Source organism: Spirabiliibacterium mucosae (assembly GCF_014884965.1).
GTDB classification, from domain to species: Bacteria; Pseudomonadota; Gammaproteobacteria; order Enterobacterales; family Pasteurellaceae; genus Spirabiliibacterium; species Spirabiliibacterium mucosae.
Map to the genome: position 1 here is coordinate 95866 of NZ_JABTBO010000004.1, position 18010 is coordinate 113875.

Here is an 18010-nt window from a genome sequence, read left to right on the forward strand (position 1 = left end):
ACAGTGGCTAGAATAATTGAAATAGTTAAAAGGGGGAGACGATGAACCAATCCATTACCAACTTTGTCAACGGTGAAATGAAAGAAAGCCAAAGCACGCGCTTTTCACCTGTTTTCAACCCAGCAACGGGTGAGCAAATCAACCAAGTTACTTTGAGCAAGCCTGAAGAGATTGAAGAGGCCATTGCTGCCGCCCACGCTGCCTTTCCTGCGTGGTCTGCGCTTTCACCATTAAAACGCGCGAGAATTTTATTTAAATTCAAAGAACTGCTTGAGAAAAACTTTGATGCCTTGGCAAAATTAATCACCTCTGAACATGGCAAAATTTATTCCGATTCCATCGGTGAACTCACCCGTGGCCTTGAGGTTGTGGAGTTTGCAACAGGCATACCGCACTTATTGAAAGGCGAATTTTCTGCCAATGTTGGCACAGGGATCGACAGCCATTCCATCATGCAACCGCTAGGCGTTGTGGCCGGCATCACGCCATTTAATTTCCCTGCAATGGTGCCGATGTGGATGTTCCCGATTGCGCTGGCGTGTGGTAACACCTTTGTCTTAAAACCGTCTGAAAAAGATCCTTCACTTTCATTGCGTTTAGCTGAGCTTTTAAAAGAAGCTGGATTGCCTGATGGCGTGTTTAATGTTGTGCAAGGGGATAAAGAAGCCGTTGATGTGTTACTCACGGACGCGCGCGTGCAGGCTGTCAGCTTTGTAGGTTCCACACCGATTGCGCAATACATCTACGCCACCGGCTCTGCCAACGGCAAGCGCGTGCAAGCCTTGGGTGGCGCGAAAAATCACGCATTGATTATGCCAGATGCCGATATTGAAATGACAGCCAATGCACTGCTGGGTGCCGCATTTGGTGCCGCGGGTGAGCGCTGCATGGCGTTGTCGGTTGCGGTCACAACCGATGACAGTGTCGCGGACAAATTAATCGAAGCATTAAAACCGAAAGTTGAAGCACTCAAAATCGGCCCAGGCATTTTGCCAGAAGGTGAAAAAGAAAATGACATGGGGCCACTGATTTCTAAAGAGCACTTAAAACGTGTTTCAGATTACGTGACACAAGGCATTGAAGCGGGCGCAACAGCTGTTGTTGACGGCCGCGGCTTTAAAGTTTCAGGCTGTGAAAATGGCTATTTTATTGGTGGAACCTTACTTGATCACGTCACCACAGACATGCAAGTCTACCAAGATGAAATTTTTGGCCCTGTGTTGTGTGTGGTGCGAGCCAGTGATTACGCCAGTGCAATTAAATTGATCAATGAACATCAATACGGCAATGGCAGTGCGATTTTCACCAGCGATGGTGATGCCGCCCGACAATACAGTCAAGACGTTCAAGCCGGCATGGTGGGGATTAATATTCCAATTCCTGTGCCGATGGCATTCCACTGTTTCGGCGGATGGAAATCCTCAATTTTTGGCCCGCTGAATGTGTATGGCACCGATGGCGTTCGTTTTTACACCAAAATGAAAACCATCACCAGCCGCTGGCCAAATCACAATGTCAGAGAACAAGGCGCGGCATTTAGCATGCCAACCTTATAATAGCAACGCAGAGAAGGGCAATCGCCCTTCTTTTGTCTATCGACTACTGCTTGAGGTTAATACTATGAAAAAAGTTAAAGTGGGTTTAATCGGCACCGGGTATATTGGTCGCTGTCATGCAATTGCGTATGCGCAGGCGCCGACTGTATTTAATTTGCAAGGTGAGCTCGTGTTAGAAATGCTTGCAGAGGTCACGCCCCAATTAGCCGAGCAACGCGCAAAAGAGTTCGGTTTTAACCGTTCAACAGGGGATTGGCGCGATGTGGTGCGTGACCCGAATATTGATGTTGTTGACATTTGCACGCCGAACTTTTTGCACAAAGAAATTGCCATGGAGGCGATTAAGCACGGCAAGCACGTGTATTGCGAAAAACCACTTGCGCTGACCGCACTTGATGCCAAAGAAATGTATCAAAGCGCCAAAAACAGCGGCGTGAAAACCTTGGTGGGTTTTAATTACATGAAAAACCCCGCCAGTCAGCTTGCCAAAGAAATTATCACTCAGGGTGAAATCGGTGAAATTGTCCATTTTTATGGCACCCATAATGAGGATTATCTAGCAAGCAGCGACACGCCACTGGATTGGCACTGCGTTAAATCCAAGGCGGGGCTAGGTGCGCTTGGTGATTTGGGAGCGCATATCGTCAATATGGCGCATTACCTTGTGGGTGAAGATATTGTCAGTGTGTGTGGGGATATGCAAACGGTGATTGCACAGCGCCCCTCACCACAAGATAAAACACAGTCACTGTGCGTTGAAAATGAAGATCAAGCCAGTGCGCTGGTGCGCTTTGCCAATGGCGTGATGGGCACAATTGAAACCTCACGGATTGCAACAGGCAGAAAAATGGGCCTATCTTATGTGGTGACAGGCACCAAAGGCGCGCTGGTCTACACTCAAGAGCGAATGGCGGAATTGAAACTATATTTGCATGGGGATGACCCAGCTAGACAAGGCTTTAAAACACTGTTAGTTGGCCCACTTCACCCTGATTATAAACCGTTTTGCATCAGTGCTGGCCATGGGATTGGATTTAATGATCAAAAAACCATTGAAATTCGTGATCTCATCGATGGTATTGCAGCGGATAAACCGATGTGGCCAGATTTTGAGGAGGGATATAAAGTTTCCACCATTCTCGAGGCGATCGCCCAATCAGCGAAAACGAGAAGCTGGGTTGATATCGCATAACAGCCAGTTTGAGAAGCTGTTGTTTAACATCAGGCGCGTTTGTGTTAGGCAAATGCGCCTTATTGTAACCGCACTTTTTAAACCGCACTTTTAGTTTTCAAGCAGCCTATTTTCAATGCAATCCCTTCTATTTTAAGCAATTTTATTTTTTCACAAAAATAAGATGCGGGTCACAATTTCAGATCTTTTTTGTTGCGAGTGAGCGCGATGAAATGATATACATCTAACTGAACTATTTATTTCAAAATTGTTTTTTATTGAATGATATGTTCAACTTTATGTGGCGGTATTATTCAAATCAGTCATCATTTGAGCCTTTAAAAGAGGAGACAAAAATGAAAAAAACACTATTAACCATGATGTGCGGCGGGTTGTTGCTGGTTTCTCAATCCACGCTGGCAAAGCAACTTGTTATTGGTGCGCCAATGAATTCATTTGCCGATAAATGGCAAACCTATTTGCAAGACTCAATCAGAGATTTTGATGCGAAACACGACGATGTTGTCATTAAATTATCCGACGCCAATGGCGACCCAGCGCGTTTGTTAAACGATGTTGAAACTTTTATTGACCAAAATGTGGATGCCTTATTGGTGGTGCCAACAGATCCAAATATTGTCAAAGTGATTGGCCGCAAAGCGCAAAAAGCCAAAATTCCGCTCATTATTGTCAACCGCAAACCCAATGATGAAGACATGAAATATGTCACCAGCTATGTCGGCTCTGATGAAATTGAAGGTGGCCATCTTCAAGCTGAATTTATCGCAAAAGCCCTTGACGGCAAAGCGGGTAATGCCTTGGTGCTGCTCGGTCCATTGGGACAAGATGCAGTAACCAAACGCACACAAGGCAACAAAGATATTTTTGCAAAACACGACAATATTCGTATTGCCACCGAGCAAGAGGGCAAATGGGAGCGTAATAGAGGCTTGAGCATTGCGGAAAATGTGCTTGCAGCTAACAAAACTATCAATGTGGTTGTCAGCAACAATGATGAAATGGCAATCGGTGCATTATTGGCATCTCGCAAGCTTGGCTTAAAAGATGAAGATATTCTGATTGTCGGCCTAGATGCAACGCCAGATGCGCTTGAGTATTTGGGCAAAGGGCTTGATGCCACCGTTTATCAATCCGCCAAAGGCCAAGGTGAAGCTGGCGCTGAGGTGGCTTATTTAGCCGCCAAAGGAGAAAAGGTCCCTGATGTGAAATGGATCCCATTTGAGCTTGTCACTCCAGATAAAAAGAAGAGTACCAAGCAAAATATAAATAATCAGCGCTAAAGGGCTAGCGTTATGCGCCGGCCCTTTATTAAATCAGCTTCATGATAATTTCAAGGAGAAGAGGATGAATCCAGAAGAGAAATCACCTTACATTTTAGAAATGCGCAATGTTTCTAAAACTTTTCCTGGCGTCAAAGCGTTGGATGGTATCCATTTGAAGGTGAAAAGAGGGTCGATTCATGCCTTAATGGGAGAAAACGGCGCTGGCAAGTCAACCTTGATGAAAGTGCTCTATGGCATCTACACGCCCGATGCTGGCAGTGAACTCATTTTAGATGATAAGCCATTCAAACCCACTCGCCCGATTGATGCAATTCGAGCAGGGCTGACGATGGTGCCACAAGAAATTTCCCCCGCGGCAAATTTGACCATTGCGGATAATTTTTATCTCGGTCGTGAGCTGACCAAAGGGTGTTTTTTGCTAGATCAAAAAGAAATGAACACAAGAGCGGCCAACATTCTGCGAGAATTAGGTGTGCCGATGGATGTCACGGTCAAAATGTCAGAAGTCTCCGTTGCCCGCGCTCAACTGGTGGCCATTGCAACTGCCGTGTCGAATGACGCCAAAGTGATCATCATGGATGAGCCCACCACCGCATTGACCGAAACCGAGGTCGAGCAACTCTACCGCATTATTGATATTGTGAAAAAACGTGGCATTGCGATCATCTTTATTTCACACAAACTTGATGAAGTGTTCAAAGTGTCTGATGAAATCACTGTTATTCGTGATGGGCAATATGTCGGCACAAAATCCACCACTGAGCTCACTAAAGATATGTTGATCTCCATGATGGTTGGGCGGGATATGTCTGATATGTTCCAGCGTGAGCGTTTTGATATTTCAGATGAAGTGGTGATTGAGGTGAAAGGCTTCACCCGTGAGGGCAAATACGACGATATTCACTTCAAAGTCAGAAAAGGCGAAATCTTTGGTATTGCAGGCCTAGTTGGTGCAGGGCGCTCTGAAATTGTTGAGGGCTTATTTGGCTACAAACCGGCGGACAGCGGTGAAATGTATATCCACGGGAAAAAGGTCGAGATTAAAAATCCCCTTGATGCCATGAAACATAAAATCGGCTTCGTGACTGAAGATCGTAAATTGACAGGCTTATTTCTCAATTTGAGCATCACTGATAATATGATCATGCCGAAAATGTCACCTTATTTAGAAAACTTTCTTATTTCGGTCACAAGAGCACAAAAACAGCCGATGAACAAAAAAGCAAACTCAGAATTAAAGCCCCCAACGTAGAGGTGATTACCGACAACTTATCCGGTGGCAACCAACAGAAAGTGCTCTTGGCACGTTGGCTGTTGCTTGAGCCTGATATTTTGATTTTGGATGAGCCCACAAAGGGATTGATGTTGGTGCCAAGGCTGAGCTGTATAAATTAATGGTGGAGCTGTCACGGCAAGGTAAATCAATCATCATGATTTCATCGGATATGCTCGAACTGCTGTCAATGAGTGATCGCGTCATGGTGATGCATGAAGGCCGCCAAGCAGGAATTATCCCAGGTCATGAGCTGACACAAGAGCGCGTGCTCAAACTCGCTTCAGGTGTTTAATGCAAGCGTGCTGAGCAAACACAGGTTTCTATTTCGGAGATTATATTATGTCTACTGCTTCTTTGAAAAAAATGATCAATGCCTACGGCATGGTGTTTATTTTAATCGGGTTATTCCTTGCACTTTCTGTTTCCATTGATGGATTTTTCTCCGCTCGCACCGTCTGGAGCATTATCGAACAAGTCTCAATGTTCGGCATCATTGCCATTGGTGTGACCTTTGCCATTATCACAACAGGGATTGATCTCTCCTCAGGCTCTGTTGTGGCGTTGACAGCCGTTGTTTCGGCCTCGGTTGTCACAGGTGGCGACACCGCCAGCGCGGCATTGTTGGCGTTTGGTATCTCTTTAGCACTGGGCGCATTTCTCGGCTCAATTAATGGCGCGCTAACAGCCATTGGTGCAATCCCCCCCTTTCATCGCCACACTGGGCATGATGATCATTGCCCGTGGTGCTGCACAGCTCTATTCTGACGGCCGCCCGATTGATGCTTCATCCGAGTGGTTTACCTGGATTGCTGATGTCAGCTTATTTGGGCTGCCGGGCTTGGTGATTTTGTATATTTTTATCGTGATTGGTGCGCATATCCTGCTAAGCCGCTCAACTTTCGGTCGACACGTTTATGCCGTAGGCGGGAATCTCAATGCTGCTAAAATTTGTGGTATCAACACCACGCGTACACTGATTTGGGTTTATACTCTGGCAGGCGCGCTTTCAGGCCTCGCAGGCGCTTTGCTGGCGGCGCGGACATACGCAGGGAATCCCTCTTATGGCCTTGCTTGGGAGCTCGATGCCATCGCGGCAGCCGTGATTGGCGGAGTGTCTCTCAGTGGTGGGTTTGGCAGCATCCCGATGTGTGTGATTGGTGCATTGATTATCGGCACCACCAATAAAGGGCTGAATATGCTCGGCGTTGACCCTTACTGGCAACAAATCGTGAAAGGGTTAATTATCGTGATCGCGGTGTTATTAGATACCTTAAAACGCCGTAAAAAAGCCAGCTGATTATACAAAGATGAATAAAACCGCACTTTACCCAAAGTGCGGTTTTTATTGCTGTGTTAGCCTTTACCGAGCAGGAAGTCACGCAGGGTGGTGAAGTCGTTGTCCATGTCGGTGCTCAGCAGGGGCAGTTTGTTGTGCTTGTCGAGGGCGTCGGGCAGTGGTAGGTCGAGGGATAAAATGCGGTCGACGCTTTCTTTGAATTTCGCCGGGTGGGCGGTGCACAAGAAGATGCCGGTTTCGCCTTGTTGCAGGTCTTCACGCAGCACTTGGTAGGCGATGGCGCCGTGGGGCTCGCAGAGGTAGCCGAGCGCGTGCATGTCGCGAAGTGCGGTTTCGGTTTGTGCGTCTGTCTTCGCGCTGGCGTGCAGCTCATTCAAATCCCATTGGTTGCGTTTGAACAGCTCCTCCACTCGTGGCCAGTTGTTTGGGCGGCTCACGTCCATCGCGTTAGAGAGCGTTGCCACGGTTGGGTTGGGCGCCCATTTGCCGCTTTGCAAATAGCGCGGCACGGTGTCGTTGGCGTTGGTGGAGGCGATGAAGCGTTTAATCGGCAAGCCCAGCGTTTTGGCAATCAGCCCCGCGGTGAGGTTGCCAAAGTTGCCGCTTGGCACGCTGACCACCACGTTGTCGCGTTTGTCTGCTGGCAGTTGGGCATAGGCCTCAAAGTAGTAGCACACTTGCGCCAAAAGCCGGCTGATGTTGATGGAGTTCGCCGAGTTGAGCCCAATGGCTTCACGCAATTCTTGGTCGTCAAAGGCTTGTTTTACCAGCGCTTGGCAGGCGTCGAAATCGCCATTGATGGCCACGGTGCGGATGTTATCACCCAGAGTGCAAAAGAGCTTTTCTTGCAGCGGGCTGATTTTGCCTTTTGGATACAAAATCACCACATCGATGTTTTCCAACCCATGAAAAGCGTGCGCCACGGCCGCACCTGTGTCGCCGGAGGTGGCGGTGAGGATGGTAATTTTGCCGCTGTTGCGCACGGCCGCGAGGGTGCGCGCCATGAAGCGCCCGCCAAAGTCTTTAAACGCCAGCGTTGGGCCGTGGAATAATTCTAACGCATAAATCGCATCACTGACTTGCACCAACGGCGCCGGGAAGGTGAATGCGTTAGCGATGATGTCATCGAGCGTGTCGCGCGGCAGTTCGTCGCCAATCAGCGCGCTTAAAATCCGCTGGCTGCGCTCGACCAACGGCAGCGCGAGCAATTCATCGATATTATCAAAGTGCGGTATGCTTTGCGGGAAGAACAAGCCTTGATCTTTCCCCAGCCCTTGTTGCACCGCTTGGGCAAAGCTCACTTGTTCTTCGGGGTGCTTAATATTGTATAATTTCATAGCGTCCTCAATCAATTACGCGTGCGCCTTGCATGTCGAGCTGGCAAATATGCACGAAACCTTCGTTATTTTGTAGATACTCTTTTTCCAAAAATTGGCTGACTTTGTTGGCCGTGAGCAAATCAGGAGTGATGGCAAACATCGTCGGCCCCGAGCCTGAAATGCCGCTGGCCAGCGCGCCGAGGTCACGACAGCCTTGTTTGACAAAGGCATAATTCGGCAGCAGCTGCTCGCGATAAGGCTCGGCGATTACATCTTTCATCATCATCGCGGCTAGGTTTTCTTGCCCTGTATGGCAGGCGTGAACAAAGCTGCCGAGATAGCGCCCGTGGTCAATCACATCTTGGCGGGAGTAGCTTTTTGGCAAAATGGCACGCGCCTCGGCGGTGGAGACCTCAATGCCCGGGTAGGCGAGAACCCAATACCAATGCTCAAAAAATGGCAAGTGTTGGCTGATGTTGCCCAGCGATTGCACCATCAGCTGAATGCCGCCCAAAAAGCACGGCGCCACGTTGTCGTAATGCACCGAGCCTGAAATGCGCCCTTCGAGCTCGCCCATCATCTCCAGCAGCTCCATTTTGGAAAACGGCCGTTGGTGAAACTCATTGAGTGCCACCAATGCCGCCACAATCGAGCACGCGCTTGAGCCAAGCCCTGAGCCGATCGGCATGTTTTTTTCCAGCGTCAAGCGCAGCGACCGCACTTTGCTATTTTGCAGCGCCAAGCGTTCACTAAAGAGCACATAGGCTTGATAGACAATGTTTTTTTGCGGCTCTTTGGGCAGTTTGCGGACAAAATAACCCGCGCTTTCCAGCTCGAAGCCGCTGGCAATGTCTTCAATTTGCACCACATCACCAAGCAGTGAGCCGTCGATCGGTGAAACCGCCGCGCCTAAGGTGTCAAACCCGACGCTAACATTGGCGCTGGAGGCTGGGGCATAGACTCGTAGCATTAATTCGCGCCTCCGTTTTGCACTGTGCGTAAAATATCGGCAAAAATCCCCGCCGCGGTCACATCATTGCCCGCGCCGTAGCCGCGCAGTAGCAGTGGGATTGGGTTGTAATAGCGCGAATAAAACGCCAGCGCATTTTCGCCGTTTTTCACTTTATAAAGTGGGTCATCGCCGTCAACGGCCACAATCGACACTTTGCATTTGCCGTCTTCTAGGCGGCCTACATAACGCAGTACTTGGCCGTTTTCTTGTGCGCGGCGCACTTTTTGGGCAAATTCGTCATCCAATTGTGGCAATTTTTGCATAAATTCATCAATGCTGTCGCCTTCAGCAAAGCCCGCTGGCAGCACGCCTTCCACTTCGACATCGTCAAGCTCCATTTTCAGGCCACATTCGCGCGCAAGGATCAACAATTTGCGCGCCACGTCGCTGCCGGAGAGGTCATCGCGCGGGTCAGGTTCAGTGTAGCCCTTTTCTTTGGCCAGTTTGGTGGCTTCAGAAAGTGTCATGCCTTCTTCGAGCTTGCCGAAGATAAACGACAAGGAGCCAGACAAAATGCCGTCAAAGCGTTGGATTTCATCACCAGCGGCAATCAGTTTTTGCAAGTTGTCGATAACCGGCAGGCCTGCGCCCACGTTGGTGTCATACATAAACTGGCGATGGTTGCGCGCCGCCACGGTACGTAGCTGCTGATAATAGGCCATATCAGCGGTGTTGGCTTTTTTATTCGGTGTCACCACATGGAAGCCGCTGGCGAGCAAGTCGGCATAGGCATCGGCAATCGCTTGGCTTGAGGTGCAGTCAACAAACACCGGGTTGACGAGGTGATTTTCTTTAATAAATTGCATCAAGCGCTCAAGGTCGAGGGTGTCATTGGCGTTGTCGAGCTGCTCGCGCCAATTGCGCAAATTCAGCGGCTTGGTGCTGAGCAGTAATTTTTGGGAGTTAGCCAAAGCGAACACGTTGATCGCCACATTTTTTTGCTCAAGGTAGCGCTGCTGGCGTTCGATTTGGTCAACCAACTCCCCCCCGACACCGCCTGTGCCGACGATAAACACATCCAACTCGCGGTATTGCGAGAACAACGCGCGGTGAGTGGCGCGCACCGCTTGCACCGATTTGGCCTGCGGCACCACCACCGAAATGGAGCGCTCAGACGAGCCTTGGGCAATCGCCACAATGTTGATGTTGGCTTTGGCCAGCGCGGTGAAAAAGCGCGCGGCAATGCCTTTGGCTTTTTTCATGCCATCGCCCACCACGGAAACAATCGACAAATCGCTGATGATATCCAGCGGCTCGAGTTTTTTCACGGCGAGTTCTTCGGCAAATTCCATCTCAAGTGCGGTTTTGGCTTGTGCTTCTAGCTTGCTCGGCACGCAGAAGCTGATGCTGTATTCTGATGATGATTGGGTGATTAAAATCACCGAAATGCCCGCTTTTGACATCGTGGAGAACACGCGCGCGGCCATGCCCACCATGCCTTGCATGCCAGGGCCGGAGATGTTGAACATGCTGACGTTATCTAGGTTGGTGATGCCTTTGACTTGCAAAAAATCGGATTTCACATCGTTGTTGATGTAAGTGCCAGGCGCTTGCGGGTTGCCAGTGTTTTTGATCACGCAGGGGATGCTGGTGCGCACCAATGGGCCGATGGTGCGCGGGTGGATCACTTTCGCACCAAAATAGGCCAGCTCCATTGCCTCTTGATAGCTTAAGCTGTCGAGCAAGCGCGCGTCAGGCACCAAGCGTGGGTCACAGGTGAACACGCCGTCCACGTCGGTCCAAATTTCACAAAAATCGGCGTCCAAGCAAGCGGCCAGCACGGCAGCGGAGTAGTCAGAGCCATTGCGCCCGAGCAACACCAGCTCGCCTGCTTCATTGCGGGCGGTGAAGCCGGCCATCAGCACGATGTGATCTTTCGGGATAGACGGCGCGTCCACCAGCGCTTTGGATTGGGTGATGCTAACAGAGGATTCTAAATACGAGCCTTTGGCGACCAATTTTTCCGCTGGGTTGATTTGTGTTACTTGGTAGCCTTTGGCCTCAAACCAGGCGCGCATCATGGCAATGGAGAGCTTTTCACCGCGGCATAAAATGGTGGCGTTGACGCTATCTGGGCACTCGCGCTGGGCGGCGATGGTGTCTAAAACGCTGTGTAACTGCTCAAATTCGGTGTCGATGGTGTGTAAAAGTGCGGTTTTGTCGAGTTTAGGGTTGGCGTCGTGCAGGCCGTGGATGATAACGTGGAAGATCTGTTTCGCGCTTTGGAAATCGCCTTCAAAATCCTCGCCGTTGCAGGCTTTTTCCACCAGCGCGACCAAAAAATTGGTGATTTTGGCCGGCGCTGACAGCACGCCTGCGGCTTGGTCTGCCAGGTGGGCTTTTTCAATCAACTCCGCGGCTTGCAAAAACCGTTCCGGGTTGGCTAGGGATGTCCCACCAAATTTAAGCACTCGCATAAGTCTACTCCTTCATCATTTGTTATTTTCAATTTTATCAAATCATAAAAAAACCCGCACTAGTTGGTGCGGGTTTTGCTTAATTTTTACCAATGCTAGCCCGCCACCTGGGAGATGGTCATGATAATCATGGTGGTAGGCATTAACAGCGTTTGCATGATGGTCTGTGTTCTATTTCCGTTTTTGATAGCATAGATTTACAAAATTCCCCCTCGCTTGTCAACAAAAAAGTGAGCAACTGTTTTAAATTTTTTACTTTGCCCGCGCTCAGTTGCATTTTGTGCAGTCAGCAATGGTGAAAATGCAAAATCTTGGCAATTTTCAGTGACAATTTGCGCGCAACTCGCTATGCTTTACGCTTTAATGCAAACACCCAACAACTATGTCGATCAGCGAAAACATCGCCCGTGTTCAAGGGCAAATTGCACAAGCCACCACGCAGGCCAACCGCACTTTGGGTTCTGTCGCCTTGCTGGCGGTGAGCAAAACCAAACCTGTTGAGGCCATTGAAGAGGCCATTGAGGCTGGCCTGCGCGCCTTTGGTGAAAACTATGTGCAAGAAGGCGTGAGCAAAATCACGCACTTTCAACGTCGCGGCGTGGCGCTGCAGTGGCATTTTATCGGGCCGTTGCAATCGAACAAAACGCGCTTGGTGGCCGAGCATTTTGACTGGGTGGAAAGCATAGAGCGTGAAAAAATCGCCCAGCGGCTAAGCGAGCAGCGCCCGGCAGGCATGGCGCCCTTGAATGTGCTGATTCAAGTCAACATCAGCCAAGAGGGCTCCAAATCCGGCGTGGCGGTGGACGAGGTGCTGCCACTGGCAGAAAAAATTGCCACCTTGCCAAATTTAACCCTGCGCGGGCTGATGGCCATCCCCGAGCCTGGCAAGGGGAGTGAGGCGTTTGCGCAAATGCAGGCGCTGTTTAACCAACTCAAAGCCGCACTGCCAGAGTGCGCCATCGACACGCTTTCAATGGGCATGACAGACGACATGGCGCAAGCCATTGCCCACGGCTCAACCCAAGTGCGCATTGGCACAGCGATTTTTGGTGCCCGCCAATACAACAAAAATTAGGAGTTGTTCAATGTTTGGCTTAGACCCAACCATTATCACCTTTGTGATTTATATCCTCGGCATGCTGTTCATCGGCGTGCTGGCCTACCGTTACACACAAAATTTATCTGACTACATCTTAGGCGGGCGCAAGCTTGGCGGCTTTGTCACGGGCATGTCGGCCGGTGCTTCCGATATGTCGGGCTGGCTGCTGATGGGGCTGCCGGGCGCGGTGTATGCCGCGGGCTTGGTCAAAGCGTGGATTGCCATTGGCTTAACGCTGGGGGCGTGTCTCAACTGGGTGTTTGTCTCCGGCCGGCTGCGCATTTTCACCGAATGTTACGACAACGCCTTAACCCTGCCGGAATATTTCCAAGCGCGCTTTGGCGCCCAGCACAAGTGGCTGAAAATCATTGCCGCGAGCACCATTTTGGTGTTTTTCACCATCTATTGCGCCTCGGGCGTGGTGGCTGGCGCTCGTTTGTTTGAAAACCTCTTCGGCACACCGTATGCGACCGCACTTTGGTATGGCGCGTTGGCGACCATTGCGTACACCTTTATCGGCGGCTTTTTGGCGGTGAGCTGGACAGACACCGTGCAGGCCACGCTGATGGTGCTGGCGTTGATTATCACGCCTGTGATTGTGCTCTTTAGCATCGGCGGGGCGGAAAAACTGCCCGAGGTGATTGCTCAAGCCGGTGCAGCCAGCGGTAAAGATTTCACCGATTTATTCACCGACACCTCATTGATCGGGCTGTTGAGCCTTTCAGCATGGGGCTTAGGCTATTTCGGCCAGCCGCACATTCTCGCGCGCTTTATGGCGGCCGATAGCGTCAAATCGCTCACCAGCGCGCGGCGCATCGGCATCGCGTGGATGATCTTCTGCCTGATTGGCGCGGTCGCGATCGGCTTTTTCGGCATTGCCTATTTTTATGTCAACCCAAGCGAGGCGCAGGTGGTGGACGCCAACAGCGAGCAAATTTTCATCGAACTGGCGCGCAACCTCTTCAACCCTTGGATTGCGGGCATCTTGCTCTCCGCCATTTTAGCGGCGGTGATGAGCACCTTAAGCTGCCAGCTTTTGATTAGCTCCAGCGCCATCACCGAGGATTTCTACCGCGGCTTTATCCGCCCTAACGCAAGCGAAAAAGAGCTGGTGTGGCTGGGGCGCGTGATGGTGCTGTTGATTGCGGTGGTGGCCATCGTCATCGCCCATGACCCAAATAGCCAAGTGCTTGGGCTAGTTGAACACGCGTGGGCTGGCTTTGGCTGCGCCTTTGGCCCGATTGTGCTGTTCTCGTTATTTTGGAAACGCACCAACGCCAGCGGCGCCATGGCTGGCATGCTTACCGGCGCCTTGATCGTAATTTTCTGGAAGGTGATTTTCCCATCCAGCCAAGTGTATGAAATGATCCCAGGCTTTATCGGCTCAAGCATCGCCATCGTACTGGCCTCACTCCTGAGTGCCAAACCAAGTGACGCCATCGAACAACGCTACCAACGCGCCAAATCGCGCTACAGCGCGAGCCTTTAAAAGTAAAAGTGCGGTGAGATTATTGACCGCACTTTGAGTTGAGTACGCGTGTTGGAGTGTGTACACAGTATGATTTAAAGATGATACACGTTAAAAGGCAAAATAATGTTAAACTTACTCAAGAAACCTATCGAGCAAGAAACGTTAGATGACTGGGCCAAGCTCTCCGTTGATGTGGCAAAAGTTGCTATTATGGCGGTTCCTGTTATACTTTATGGAAATGATCCTGTTTATTTAAAACTTATAAATTCTTTTTTACTTGGGGCTGGCGCCTATAGTGGCTTAATTGCTGGCCGCAAGTTTAGAAAAATGAAAGAGGAGATGCAGTGATGGGAATGACATTCGGATTATTCATATTTGCTCTCATTATGGTTGGCTGGGCCTACTTCGCCAGCAAAGTCACCAAACACTAATTTTAAAAGCCCACTTTGGTGGGCTTTTTACTGCCTTAAACACAGTGATTGCCACATAATTGATAACTCAGCAGGTGATTTTGTGCGTAATTCGTGCGTAAATTCGTCTAGAACGTTGGCTAAAAGTGATTAAAATTAAGTGACTTTAGAATGTAATGCTTTGAAATAAAGGGATTTTTAAAAGAAATGGTGCGGATGGTGGGACTCGAACCCACACACCTCTCGGCTCTAAAACCTGAATCTAGCGCGTCTACCAGTTTCGCCACATCCGCAATCGTAAAGTAATGGCTGGGGTACTAGGATTCGAACCTAGGAATGCTGAGATCAAAACCCAGTGCCTTACCGCTTGGCGATACCCCAATTGAATTGAAACGTTAAAAAGATGGCTGGGGTACTAGGATTCGAACCTAGGAATGCTGAGATCAAAACCCAGTGCCTTACCGCTTGGCGATACCCCACCTGTTGAATTCAATGAGTGCCCATGGTGCGGGAAGAGGGACTTGAACCCACACACCTCTCGGCGCCAGAACCTAAATCTGGTGCGTCTACCAATTTCGCCATTCCCGCGTGTTTGGTGGCTATGACGGGATTCGAACCTGTGACCCCAACATTATGAGTGTTGTGCTCTAACCAACTGAGCTACATAGCCAAAAACGCTTGAACATCTCATCGTTTTGCGTGCGTCATTATGCTAACTTAGGCGCACTTCGTCAACCTCTTTTTATGAAAAAGTCCAAATTTTTATTTATTCGGATACAGATTAACCAGTTTAAAATGATTCTTGCCCAAGGGCAACACTTTTTGTGCAAAATGTGTGCGCATTTTGCACGTTCAAATATCAAAGTGCGGTTTGCTGCATCCGTTGAATTTCGTCCGCTTCCAAATTGGTGAAATATTTCACCGTTTTCACCTTCAGCTCTTGAGTGGCTGGCTCATCGCACACAATAATCGCCTTGGCGTGCATTTGCAGTGCGCTGATCGTCCACAAATGGTTCACCGCGCCCTCCACGCCCGCTTGCAGCGCCAGCGCTTTGCTGTAGCCTGTGACCAAAATCATCACCTCTTCGGCGTCCATCAAGGTTTGCACACCAATGGTGAGGGCATATTTCGGCACTTTGGTGATGTCGTTGTCGAAAAAGCGCGAGTTGGCAATCAGCGTGTCTTCATTGAGGGTTTTAATCCGCGTGCGCGAGGTCAGTGACGAACCTGGCTCATTAAAGGCGATGTGCCCGTCGCTGCCCACGCCACCCATAAACAGGTGAATTTTGCCATAGGCGCGGATTTTCTCTTCATACAAGCGGCACTCGGTGATGTGATCTGGATTGTTGCCGTTGAGAATGTTCACATTCTCTTTTGGGATGTCGATATGGCTGAAAAAGTTCTTCCACATAAAAGTGTGGTAGCTTTCAGGGTGATCTTCCGGCAGGCCGACGTATTCGTCCATATTGAACGTCACCACATTTTTAAAGCTCACTTTGCCTTGTTGATAAAGCTTAATCAACGCCTCATAGGTTTTCAGCGGTGTGCCGCCAGTGGGCAAGCCCAGCACAAACGGGCGCTCAGGCGTTGGCGCAAAGGCATTAATTTTATTCACAATATAATCAGCAGACCAGCGGCAGACTTGCTCGGCGGTTTGCAAAGGTAACAGTCGCATAATTCTCTCCTAGGTGGAACTTTCCTGCTAGTTAAGCACTTTTGATAACCAAAAACAAGCCAACGCGCGCCCAAATTGCCGAGATTGTGATGTAGCGCAAAGCCCAACCGCACTTTATGTTTTTCAGATATAAAAAAGCCACCCGCAGGTGGCTTTAGCAAGACAGGGGCGATTAAATCACCGCCACATCCACCGCCGCTGGGCCGCGTGGAGAGTCTTGCACGTTGAACTCAACATTCGCGCCTTCTTCCAACGTGCGGTAATTGTTGCCCAAAATGCCTGAAAAATGCACGAACAAATCTTTGCCGCCGTCGGCAGGCGTGATGAAGCCGAAGCCTTTAGTTGAGTTGAACCATTTAACTGAACCAGTTGATTTAGACATAGTGTCTTCCTTCTTTTTTAAAAATACATTTGCTTGAAAAGCACGTGGCTAACACGGGAATTTAGAGGTGGTAGAAAGGACTTTCAAAAAACAAACAAATGTGAAAAGGAAGTACTCAAAACGAACTTTATATAAACTGCTGTCTAGCTGGCAAGCATTAGAACACGCCCAATCAATTAAAGCAACACATTTCGCATTTTATTTTGCATTTAAAACCGCCCTTTTTTACAATACGCCCAAACACAGGAGGATTTATGACCGACCACATCGACAAACTCGCCTTGATTGTGCTAGACAATCGCAAGCTGCTGGTCACCCGCTCTCACAACAAAACCGCCTACTACCTGCCAGGCGGCAAGCGTGAAGCGGGCGAAAGCGACGCCCAAGCGCTGGTGCGAGAGGTGAAAGAAGAGCTCAACGTCACCCTTGATGAAGCCAGCCTGCACTTTGTTGAGCGCTTTGCCGCCCAAGCTGACGGCAAGCCTGAAGGCGTGATGGTGGTGATGCGCTGCTACCAAGGGCAGTTTCGCGGCGAGCCCCAGCCCTGCCACGAAATCGCGGAGCTGGCGTGGATCACCACCGCGGATTTAGCCAAGTGCTCCAAAGCGGCCACCTTGGTGGTGGAGTACCTCCACGCCAAGCAACTGATCGATTAAAAGTGCGGTTTCGCGCGATCGGCTATCGCCATTAACCGCACTTTACGATAAACTAGCGATACTTTTTTTATGTTGGACAGATTATGACTATCGGGCGTATTCATTCTTTTGAATCTTGCGGCACCGTGGATGGGCCAGGGATTCGTTTTATTCTTTTTATGCAAGGCTGCCTTATGCGTTGCAAATATTGCCACAACCGCGACACGTGGGATCTCGACGGCGGGCGTGAAATCACCGTTGAAGAGCTGATGAAAGAAGTGGTGACCTATCGCCACTTTATGACGGCCTCCGGCGGCGGGGTGACAGCCTCGGGCGGGGAGGCGATTTTGCAAGCGGCCTTTGTGCGCGATTGGTTCCGCGCGTGCAAGGAGTTAGGCATTCACACCTGTTTAGACACCAATGGTTTTGTGCGCCGCTATGATGCGGTGATTGATGAGCTGTTGGATGTGACCGATTTGGTGCTGTTGGACCTCAAGCAGCTGGATGATACGATTCATCATAATTTGATCGGGGTGCCGAATAAGCGGACGCTGGAGTTTGCGCGTTATTTGCAAAAGCGTAATCAGAAGACGTGGATTCGTTATGTGGTGGTGCCAGGTTATACGGATGATGATCATTCGGTGACGTTGTTGGGCGAGTTTATTAAGGATATGAAGAATATTGAGAAGGTGGAGTTGTTGCCGTATCATCGTTTAGGCCAGCATAAGTGGGAGGCGATGGGTGAGAAGTATGAGCTTGAGGATGTTCAGCCACCAAGTAAGGAGAAGATGGATCATATTCAGGCCATTTTGTTGCGTTATCATGATAATGTGACGTATTGATGTTGCACCGCACTTTGGGTTTAAAGTGCGGTTTTTTTTGACCGCACTTTTGTTTTTTATAACGCCATTATCTCATTTTTTCTTTTCTTTGTTTTCTTTCATGACGCCGTCATCGCTATCTTTTCCGCCTGCGGCGGGCGCTTT

The 18010-nt window shown here is 49.7% G+C and carries 12 protein-coding genes, 5 tRNA genes and 3 pseudogenes; 10 read left to right on the plus strand and 10 right to left on the minus strand.

Translation table 11 applies throughout. The annotated features are described in order from the left end of the window. Positions 1 to 41: 41 nt before the first annotated feature. The 5 genes and pseudogenes from HPC37_RS02470 (at position 42) to HPC37_RS02490 (ending at position 6604) form a co-directional block, all read left to right on the plus strand. Positions 42 to 1556: a CoA-acylating methylmalonate-semialdehyde dehydrogenase gene (locus tag HPC37_RS02470; RefSeq protein ID WP_208121650.1), complete on the plus strand. Its 1515-nt coding sequence runs from the start codon at positions 42 to 44 to the stop codon at positions 1554 to 1556. Between the two features lie 64 nt (positions 1557 to 1620). After that, positions 1621 to 2748, plus strand: coding sequence for a Gfo/Idh/MocA family protein (locus tag HPC37_RS02475; RefSeq protein ID WP_208121651.1), 1128 nt, complete (start codon positions 1621 to 1623; stop codon positions 2746 to 2748). Positions 2749 to 3083: 335 nt separating this feature from the next. Further along, positions 3084 to 4018: pseudogene (locus tag HPC37_RS02480) on the plus strand (substrate-binding domain-containing protein). A gap of 74 nt (positions 4019 to 4092) precedes the next feature. After that, a pseudogene (locus HPC37_RS02485) lies at positions 4093 to 5599 on the plus strand (sugar ABC transporter ATP-binding protein). 47 nt (positions 5600 to 5646) lie between these two features. Next, positions 5647 to 6604, plus strand: a pseudogene (locus HPC37_RS02490) (ABC transporter permease). A 56-nt stretch (positions 6605 to 6660) separates the two neighbouring features. Here HPC37_RS02490 and thrC read toward each other — a convergent pair. The 3 genes from thrC to thrA are packed head-to-tail and all read right to left on the minus strand — an operon-like array spanning position 6661 to position 11352. Beyond that, on the minus strand, positions 6661 to 7941 hold the full coding sequence (gene thrC, locus HPC37_RS02495) for a threonine synthase (RefSeq protein ID WP_208121653.1): 1281 nt from the start codon (positions 7939 to 7941) through the stop codon (positions 6661 to 6663). Between the two features lie 7 nt (positions 7942 to 7948). Continuing rightward, positions 7949 to 8893, minus strand: a complete 945-nt coding sequence (gene thrB / locus HPC37_RS02500; RefSeq protein WP_208121654.1) for a homoserine kinase — start codon at positions 8891 to 8893, stop codon at positions 7949 to 7951. Further along, the gene (thrA, locus tag HPC37_RS02505) at positions 8893 to 11352 is read right to left on the minus strand and encodes a bifunctional aspartate kinase/homoserine dehydrogenase I (RefSeq protein WP_208121655.1); all 2460 of its coding nucleotides are present in this window, start codon (positions 11350 to 11352) and stop codon (positions 8893 to 8895) included. Before thrA ends, thrB begins: the two co-directional genes overlap by 1 nt. Before the next feature lie 382 nt (positions 11353 to 11734). On the opposite strand from thrA, the gene HPC37_RS02510 reads away from it, so the two are divergent. The 3 genes from HPC37_RS02510 to HPC37_RS02520 all read left to right on the plus strand — a co-directional run bounded on the left by HPC37_RS02510 (position 11735) and on the right by HPC37_RS02520 (position 14270). Then, on the plus strand, positions 11735 to 12427 hold the full coding sequence (locus HPC37_RS02510; RefSeq protein ID WP_208121656.1) for a YggS family pyridoxal phosphate-dependent enzyme: 693 nt from the start codon (positions 11735 to 11737) through the stop codon (positions 12425 to 12427). A gap of 10 nt (positions 12428 to 12437) precedes the next feature. Further along, positions 12438 to 13940 (plus strand): sodium/proline symporter PutP, encoded by a 1503-nt coding sequence (gene putP / locus HPC37_RS02515; protein ID WP_208121657.1) that lies wholly within the window; start codon positions 12438 to 12440, stop codon positions 13938 to 13940. A gap of 105 nt (positions 13941 to 14045) precedes the next feature. Beyond that, a complete protein-coding gene (locus tag HPC37_RS02520; RefSeq protein WP_208121658.1) occupies positions 14046 to 14270 on the plus strand; it encodes a hypothetical protein in 225 nt (74 codons plus the stop codon). A gap of 270 nt (positions 14271 to 14540) precedes the next feature. On the opposite strand, the gene HPC37_RS02525 is transcribed toward HPC37_RS02520, so the two are convergent. The 7 genes from HPC37_RS02525 to cspE form a co-directional block, all read right to left on the minus strand. Continuing rightward, positions 14541 to 14625: transfer RNA gene (locus HPC37_RS02525), tRNA-Leu, on the minus strand. Between the two features lie 13 nt (positions 14626 to 14638). Beyond that, positions 14639 to 14713 (minus strand) — tRNA-Gln (locus tag HPC37_RS02530). A 23-nt stretch (positions 14714 to 14736) separates the two neighbouring features. Further along, positions 14737 to 14811: transfer RNA gene (locus HPC37_RS02535), tRNA-Gln, on the minus strand. 24 nt (positions 14812 to 14835) lie between these two features. Then, positions 14836 to 14920, minus strand: a tRNA-Leu gene (locus HPC37_RS02540). A 5-nt stretch (positions 14921 to 14925) separates the two neighbouring features. Continuing rightward, a tRNA-Met gene (locus tag HPC37_RS02545) sits at positions 14926 to 15002 on the minus strand. Between the two features lie 189 nt (positions 15003 to 15191). After that, the gene (nagB, locus tag HPC37_RS02550) at positions 15192 to 16007 is read right to left on the minus strand and encodes a glucosamine-6-phosphate deaminase (protein ID WP_208121659.1); all 816 of its coding nucleotides are present in this window, start codon (positions 16005 to 16007) and stop codon (positions 15192 to 15194) included. Between the two features lie 172 nt (positions 16008 to 16179). Then, entirely contained in the window at positions 16180 to 16389 is a 210-nt protein-coding gene (cspE, locus tag HPC37_RS02555) for a transcription antiterminator/RNA stability regulator CspE (protein WP_208121660.1), read from the minus strand. 254 nt (positions 16390 to 16643) lie between these two features. On the opposite strand from cspE, the gene HPC37_RS02560 reads away from it, so the two are divergent. Further along, positions 16644 to 17045, plus strand: a complete 402-nt coding sequence (locus HPC37_RS02560) for an NUDIX hydrolase (RefSeq protein WP_208121661.1) — start codon at positions 16644 to 16646, stop codon at positions 17043 to 17045. A gap of 83 nt (positions 17046 to 17128) precedes the next feature. Further along, complete coding sequence (pflA, locus tag HPC37_RS02565) at positions 17129 to 17866, plus strand: pyruvate formate lyase 1-activating protein (RefSeq protein ID WP_235961297.1); 738 nt, start codon at positions 17129 to 17131, stop codon at positions 17864 to 17866. Positions 17867 to 18010 lie beyond the last annotated feature (144 nt).